Origin of the sequence: Nostoc sp. (assembly GCF_036917515.1) — a bacterium.
GTDB lineage: Bacteria > Cyanobacteriota > Cyanobacteriia > Cyanobacteriales > Nostocaceae > Nostoc.
In genome coordinates, this window is sequence record NZ_JBALDE010000069.1 from 1 (window position 1) to 8,013 (window position 8,013).

The following is an 8,013-nucleotide window of genomic DNA, read 5'->3' on the forward strand; positions in this document are numbered from 1 at the left end:
ATCACAGGAGTAAGGTTTCATTCTACAGGCACTTAGACGTTGATATACTCCATCATCCCATACTGTATTGCACTCAAGCAGGAACTGCTATAATTCTGGCGTAGGCGTAGCACGCCGTAGGCATCGCTCATCAAACTCAATCTTCATCAAAGAAGGCAAAATTAACAATTCAAAATTCAAAATTGTACCCTTAGAGGAAAGCAAATTATGCACATCATCTCGTAGAAAAGAGAATTTCAGATATGGATTTAAACCCTTTGACTGAGAGTCTTCGTACTGAGCTTGTCAAAGTGTGACGCCGAAGCTTTGATAGTTATTGAGCCTGTCAAACGTGAACAGTGTCCCACAAGGAAGGAATGAAACTCAAGCCACGCAAAGATGGCTAAAAAATAATTATTAAACTGTCAAAGCACAAAGATAACAAAAATACTGTAACTTAGAAACCCGATTTTTCTACTGCAATAAGCCAACCAACAACTAGAAGAGGAATGATCAGGGGCTGAAAGATTGGTACAAGACTTTTAAATTAATTTAAAACTGCTACAAACCTACTTTACGATCCCCATAAAGTCTTAAAATATTGTTAATTTCTGCCAAATCTCTCAACCTTCAATTTACAAGTATCACCCCAAAATCACTATGGCTATCGGCTACGTCGCGCTTGTACTCCACGCACATCTGCCCTTCGTTCGTCACCCAGAAAGTGACTACGTGCTGGAGGAAGAATGGCTTTTTGAAGCCATCACAGAAACCTATATCCCCTTATTGAAAGTATTTGAAGGCTTAAAGCGAGACGGTGTCGACTTTAAAATCACGATGAGTATGACACCCCCTCTAGTGTCGATGCTTCGCGATCCTCTGCTTCAAGAACGCTATGAAGCACACTTAGCTCAACTAGAAGAACTTGTAGCACTAGAAGTAGAACATAATGTCAACAACGGGCATATTCGTTATTTAGCCGAACATTACGCTACTGAGTTTAGCGAAGCGCGTCAACTATGGGAGCGCTACGATGGTGACTTGGTGACAGCTTTTAAGAAGTTCCAAGACAGTAACAACTTGGAAATCATTACTTGCGGCGCTACTCACGGCTATTTGCCGTTGATGAAAATGTATCCCCAAGCAGTGTGGGCGCAAATTCAGGTAGCCTGCGAACATTATGAGCAAACCTTTGGACAAGCACCTAGAGGCATTTGGTTGCCAGAATGTGCCTACTATGAGGGTTTAGAGCGGATGCTAGCTGATGCTGGGTTACGCTACTTCCTCACTGATGGGCATGGCATCCTTTATGCCCGTCCCCGACCGCGCTTTGGCACTTATGCTCCAATTTATACAGAAACTGGTGTTGCAGTCTTTGGTCGAGATCATGAATCTTCCCAACAAGTATGGTCTTCTGAGGTAGGCTATCCTGGGGCGGCGGAATATCGGGAATTTTACAAAGATTTGGGCTGGGAAGCAGAATATGAGTACATCAAGCCCTACATTATGCCCAATGGTCAACGGAAAAACACGGGCATTAAATATCATAAAATTACTGGACGTGGTTTAGGACTGTCAGATAAGGCACTTTACGATCCTTATTGGGCTAGGGAAAAGGCCGCAGAACACGCTGCTAACTTTATGTATAATCGAGAGCGGCAATCTGAGCATCTGTATGGTATGATGCAGCGCCCACCAATTATCGTTTCGCCTTATGACGCAGAGTTATTTGGACATTGGTGGTATGAAGGTCCTTGGTTCATCGATTACCTATTTCGCAAGTCGTGGTATGACCAACGAACATATCGAATGACCCATTTAGCAGACTATTTGCGGGAGCAGCCGACGCAGCAAGTTTGTCGTCCTTCGCAGTCGAGTTGGGGTTTCAAGGGTTTCCACGAGTATTGGTTGAATGAGACGAACGCGTGGGTTTATCCGCATTTGCACAAAGCTGCTGAACGGATGATTGAAATCTCGCACCTGGAACCAGAAGATGAGTTGGCGTGGAAAGCCTTGAACCAAGCAGCGCGAGAATTGTTATTAGCACAATCTTCCGACTGGGCATTTATTATGCGGACGGGAACAATGGTACCCTATGCAGTTAAACGGACGCGATCGCACCTGATGCGGTTTAATAAGCTCTATGAAGACGTTAAAGTTGGCAAAATTGATAGTGGTTGGCTAGAAAAAGTCGAATTAATGGATAATATCTTCCCCGAAATCAACTATCGCGTTTATCGTCCACTATAAGTCTCACAAAAAGTAATCAATAGCAGTAAGGTGGGCATTGCCCACCTTATATTAGTACTGGAGTTTATCATTTACTCACTAGTACAGGTGTTCCGATTTTCACAAATTCATAGAGTTTACGCACATCCTTGTTATACATCCGAACGCAACCATGAGAAACTGCTTGCCCAACAGATTTTACATTCGGAGTACCATGAAATCCAATTTCGTCCTTTCCATCCGTCCAAAATCCAATCCAACGTTCTCCTAAAGGATTATCTGAGCTTGGAGGAACAATTTCTCTATTAGCAACGAAAGGGTTTTCCCAAGCTGGGTTTTGTACCATGTGAATAATTTTAAATTTGCCTGTAGGTGTTTCCCATCCAGGTTTACCAATAGCTACTGGGTAGCTGGCTTGTAAACTGTCACCCCGATAAACATAAAGTTTTCGTTCATTAAGTTTAAGTAGCAAATGGATTTCTTGCTCAGAAGTATTGGGAATTATTGACTTTATGGGATGCTGGAATTTGAGTAATAATCGGCGCTTTCGCTCAGAGTAGTTAGGAATATTTGACTGTAATGGTAGAGGATTTGATTCAACTTGAGGAGAAACTTGAGAATAGTTTGGTTGACTATTAGTGACCTGAGCAGTGGCGTATGATTGAAGCGAGATCAATACTGCTATTGTTGTCAAACTAAATTTGATAGTACTACAAAAATACATACTACGTATCATTTTCTGTTGCATTAATTATTAATATTACGATTAATACACCTTATGTGAATTAAAAATGCCCAAGCTATAGCAAGGATTTCAGGCTGTAGTTTAGCTAAGATGTTTAGCCATGTTGACGTATTTACGCCTTTCCAGACTCCAACTCACATAAGTCGTTTAATTTTAATCAACACTAAGAACTCAGAACTCAGATATCAACTAGTTTGGAACTAGCTTTAAGTCTGAATTCTGAATTCTTAATCTCCAAATTACCAAATATTGTAAATCAAAAAGTTTTACCCTCGTCCTCGAATTACAGGAGATGAAGGTGCTGATTGGGAATCTGGAGTTGAGCCTGAGTCTGGTGTTCTAGTTGGGGCTTGTGGGTTTTGTCTTTGTCTTTGTCTTTGTCTTGTACCTGAATTTGAATTAGGACTTGAAGGTTGGTCTGGTTTGACGGGGGTTTCATCCGGGTTAGCCGGAGTTCGGTTTGGAGTTGCCGGAGTTCGGCTTGGAGTTGCCGGAGTTCGGCTTGGAGTCACCGGAGTTCGGTCTGGAGTTGTTGGAGTTTGCTCTGGTGTTGCCGGAGTTCGGTCTGGTGTTGCTGGAGTTTGCTCTGGTGTTACCGGAGTTTGCTCTGGTGTTGCTGGAGTTTGCTCTGGTGTTGCCGGAGTTTGCTCTGGTGTTGCCGGAGTTTGCTCTGGTGTTGCCGGAGTTTGCTCTGGTGTTGCCGGAGTTTGCTCTGGTGTTGCCGGAGTTTGGCTTGGTTGTTCCCGTTGTGCTAAAGTTACTTGTGGCAGAACAACTACACCAAAGCTGGCGAAGAAGAGTAACGAAGCAGTAGAAACAATGAATTTCAATTTTTTAGATGACTTTTGTTTCATTTTTTGTTAAGAAACCTGATTTACATTCAATATTAATATTTATCATTATTCAGCCTACTACACGTATTACATTAAGTTTTTCTATATATTACATGATAAATTGCTTCCTTGCAATTCTCCATTCTGCCAAATCCCACTCTTAAAAGAGCCATCTGCGAATTGAAATATTCCTTGCCCTTCACAGTGCCCAGCTTTGAAATGACCTCGATATTCACGACCATCTTTCCATCTAATTTTTCCTAGCCCCTCAAATTTATCGTTGACAAATTGACCTACATAATCTTTATATAAACTGGTGTTTGGGGAATATGAAAATATGCCACAACCATTGCGCTGACTATTGTTGAATTCTCCATCGTATCGACTACCATTCTTAAATATCATTACTCCCTTACCAAATAGTTTGTTATTTTTATCTCTAGCCCCATAATATTCAGTACCATCTGAAAACTTTATATCGGGTTTTCTAGTTGAGGGAAGTGAAGTTAGTTCCGAACTGCAAGGTAGTGAAATAAATTGTTCAGTTTTTTCAGTATTTTTAGTTATTTGAGGAGATTGCTGTTTGGGAAAATAAGATAATGCAAGCATCGCCACTACTCCTACTCCGATTACAGTTCCAGCTAAAATCCCATTAAATCCAAATATCCGCCTGTTTGTTGATTTTGGTTTTACAGGAGAAACTGAATAAGTTGGAGCTAGGACGGTAGTCCAAGATGTTGAGGATGCCAGTGCTTGTAACGCTTCTGCTGCTGACTGGTAGCGTTGGCTAAAGTTGTAACGCACCATTTTTGTTAAGATATCAGCTAGGCGATCGCTGACATTTGTCCAATGACGCCAGATAATTTCGCCATTTGCATCCTCTGGGAATTCTTGAGGTATTCTACCTGTCAAAGCTTGAATAGCAAGAATCCCCACTGCAAAGATATCGCTAGACAATCTTGGCTTAGAACTAGCTTGTTCATTAGGCATATAACCATTGGAGCCAATGATAATAGTCGAAGTCACTAGACCTTGAGTGTTTTGTGCCAAACCTTTAATTTCTTTAACTGCTCCAAAGTCAATCAGCATAATCTTGCCATCATCGCGTCGGCGCATCAAGTTTTGCGGCTTGATATCTCGGTGGATAATATTCTGCTCATGTACCACTACTAAAACTTCAAGAATTTCCTGCAACAGTTGAACTACTCGAGCTTCATCCCACGGCTGGTCAGGAATTATCTCTGTAGACAAGTTCTCTCCATCCACGAATTCTTGTACCAGATAAAATTCCCCATTTTCTTCAAAATGAGCGAATAATTTGGGTATTTGCTTGCTCAGGTTCCCTAAGCGGTATAAAACTTCTGCCTCTTTTTCAAATAATCGTCTGGCAATTGGTAAAACTGTTGCATCGGAGGTTTTCGGTTTTAAGTGTTTGACAACACACTTGGGCTTGTTAGGCAAATCTAAATCTTCAGCTAAATAGGTATCGCCGAACCCACCGCTTCCTAAAACCCCTACGATTTTATAGTGGTTGCGGAGAACTGTATTTATCAGCATCCATCTTACTCCGTAGGATGTTGTTGGCTAGATTGTATCACTTTGGTTACTCCTTCCCTTGAGAATGATTATTATTAATATTTGCTATTTAACGAGTGGATTTATAGAAGTGGCAGACACCGCAAGGATTGAGCGAAGGGGTTAAGAGTTACGCCATCACTCAGAGAAAGATTTCTTTACTTTGTCTGATTGTTGCTGTTCTTCTATTAGTTATTGCAATACACGCTCTGCCTCTGACGAAAAGTTGAGGTCTTCAGAGTCTACTTCCCCGATATGAATTAGTGAATACTCTAGCTCACCTAATTGGTTTCTATAGAAAATAACATATAAAAAAGACAGGCAAGAAGCCTGTCCTACAAGGGATGATGTCGCAAATAATTTAGAAATTCATTTCAGCAGCTTGAACTTTTTCAACCTGCTTCTTCTTCAGCACCAACATAACTTGAGCCAACATTGTAAGAGCGATAAACGCAATCATCCATTTGACTCTAGAAGCGTCTTGCAATACAATTTCTCCATCTGTTTGACCGAATCCACCGACGTTCGGGTTGCTGGTCAAAGCATCACCAGTCTTAACTGCTTGACCTTCGGAAACAAGCAGGTCTGGCCCTAAAGGAATCGTATCAACGACAACATCACCTGATTCAGGTTGGATGTTGACTAAATATTTAACGTTACCGTCTCCATCTTCCTCTTTAGCAATCTTAGTAATTGTGCCAGTAGCGGAAGCGTTGTAAACAGCGTTATTGCTCTTTTCACCTGTGGGATAAACCTGTCCGCGTCCCCGATTACCACCTACGTGAACTGAATATTTACCGAAGTGGATGTTTTTGTCGGTTGCGGGGTTGGGAGAAAGAACTGGGAAGACGATTTCCTGATACTGTTCACCAGGTAAAGGGCCGACGATGACGACGTTATCTTTGTCTTCGCTGTAGGGTTGGAAGAAAGTGTCGCCAACTTCTTCTTTAAGTTCTTCGGAAATACGGTCTTCAGGAGCAATCTTAAAGCCTTCAGGTAGCATTAATACAGCACCGACATTCAAGCCAACCTTAGAACCATCAGCACCAACTTGCTGCGCGCTCAAATCGTAGGGGATTTTCACTACAGCTTTGAATACAGTGTCAGGTAGCACCGATTGGGGAACTTCCACTTCTGTAACCTTGGCGGCTAGGTGACAGTTGGCACAAACAATTCGCCCTGTTGGTTCGCGAGGGGTTTCGGGATAGGTTTGCTGTGCCCAAAAGGGATAGGCGGCAGCTGATTGGGGAAGGACCAGATCGCTAGTGAAGTAAAATGTCACAGTGGCGATCGCTATGAGCAATGTTTTTACAATCGCTCTAGCATTGCGAGTTAATCTCGCTGTTATGAAAACATTTCTCATCTCTATAAGGGCGACAATTGAATTAGTCATTAGTCATTGGTCATTAATCATTAGTCATTAAGCCTTGAACGAAGGACAAATAGCTAAGGACTAATGACAAAATTATTAACCCCACCAAGGTGCATCACCTGTGCGGAAGTCGGTTTCAGTCCAAGGGGTTAAAACGATTTTGTCCTCGTTGACGTTGGTATGGGCTAAAGCCAGAGACAGAGGTGCTGGACCCCGAACAACTTTACCAGTTTCGTCATACTGAGAACCATGACAAGGACATTTGAATTTGTTCTCAGCAACGTTCCAGGGGACGACACAACCTAAGTGTGTACAGATGGCGTTAATGCCATAATCTTTGATCGCCTCTTTGCTGTCTACCACAATATAGGTAGGATCTCCCTTTAATCCTTGAACTAGGTTGCGATCGCCTGCATTCCGGTTTTCTAGAAATTTAGCGACGCTAACATCGTTACCTAGCTCGTCTTTTGCTGTTGTACCGCCACCAGCGCCACCTGCTGCTGGTGGAATAAAGTACTTGACAACGGGATACAATGCACCCAGAGCTACTCCAGTGACAGTCCCAAAAGTGAGCAGATTCATGAACTGACGACGCCCCATATCGGGCACGTCTGCTGATTCAGAAAATTGAGCCATAATCTACGCGCTCTTTGTGTATTTTGTTAAGCATTTTGACAAAAGTACTTGTACTTGAGCAACTTTTGTCTAAGTCGAAATGCTAGCGCTGACAACGATGCCATACTTCTTTGTTCCAAGATATATTTAGCATCTTTTCTGTTAGCATTACATTTCTTTATATCCTTATCATACTGGAGTCACGGAACTTAACATCATAACTAAATGTAAAATCTGATTGAGAAAAGCTATGACAGGACAGGAATTACACCAGATGTTGCTTGATAAGTGGGGATATTCTTACGATGTCCAGTTCCGACGGGCACAGGGAAAGATATTTTTGCAGGTTATGTGGAAATATTTGGAGCAAGCTTCTTTTCCTTTGAGTGAGGCGGAGTACCAAGAGCATCTTGATAGCATTGCCAATTATCTTCATGCCTTAGGTGGGTCAACACAGGTACAAACTTTTATTGCCCAAACCCGCGATCGCCCCCGCCTCGGCAAAGCTGTCAGCATTCCTCTAGATTTAGGTGAACGTTCTTCGGAATGGATATTATGACTCGCTATTGGATTAACCTGAGTTCGGGTTAAGCAGGTTGAGATAAAAGCCACTCCATCTGAAGGCTGGGTTTCTTAGGTTGATGGCAATAAGCGATTAATCCGCA

At 42.2% G+C, this 8,013-nt stretch carries 7 protein-coding genes; 2 read left to right on the top strand and 5 right to left on the bottom strand.

All coding sequences use genetic code 11. From position 1 onward, the window contains the following. Positions 1-639: 639 nt before the first annotated feature. Entirely contained in the window at positions 640-2,229 is a 1,590-nt protein-coding gene (locus V7K89_RS08280; RefSeq protein WP_335186093.1) for a glycoside hydrolase family 57 protein, read from the top strand. 67 nt (positions 2,230-2,296) lie between these two features. Here V7K89_RS08280 and V7K89_RS08285 read toward each other — a convergent pair whose 3' ends face one another. The 5 genes from V7K89_RS08285 to petC form a co-directional block, all read right to left on the bottom strand. After that, the gene (locus V7K89_RS08285; RefSeq protein ID WP_335186095.1) at positions 2,297-2,902 is read right to left on the bottom strand and encodes a L,D-transpeptidase; all 606 of its coding nucleotides are present in this window, start codon (positions 2,900-2,902) and stop codon (positions 2,297-2,299) included. Between the two features lie 317 nt (positions 2,903-3,219). After that, positions 3,220-3,807 (bottom strand): hypothetical protein, encoded by a 588-nt coding sequence (locus V7K89_RS08290; protein WP_335186097.1) that lies wholly within the window; start codon positions 3,805-3,807, stop codon positions 3,220-3,222. Positions 3,808-3,888: 81 nt separating this feature from the next. Beyond that, the gene (locus tag V7K89_RS08295) at positions 3,889-5,343 is read right to left on the bottom strand and encodes a protein kinase domain-containing protein (protein WP_335186099.1); all 1,455 of its coding nucleotides are present in this window, start codon (positions 5,341-5,343) and stop codon (positions 3,889-3,891) included. A 379-nt stretch (positions 5,344-5,722) separates the two neighbouring features. Then, entirely contained in the window at positions 5,723-6,724 is a 1,002-nt protein-coding gene (gene petA / locus V7K89_RS08300) for a cytochrome f (protein WP_335186105.1), read from the bottom strand. A 105-nt stretch (positions 6,725-6,829) separates the two neighbouring features. Continuing rightward, complete coding sequence (gene petC, locus V7K89_RS08305) at positions 6,830-7,369, bottom strand: cytochrome b6-f complex iron-sulfur subunit (RefSeq protein ID WP_335186101.1); 540 nt, start codon at positions 7,367-7,369, stop codon at positions 6,830-6,832. 229 nt (positions 7,370-7,598) lie between these two features. Here petC and V7K89_RS08310 point away from each other — a divergent pair, with 229 nt between their 5' ends. After that, positions 7,599-7,907: a DUF3067 family protein gene (locus V7K89_RS08310; protein WP_335186103.1), complete on the top strand. Its 309-nt coding sequence runs from the start codon at positions 7,599-7,601 to the stop codon at positions 7,905-7,907. Positions 7,908-8,013: the final 106 nt, after the last annotated feature.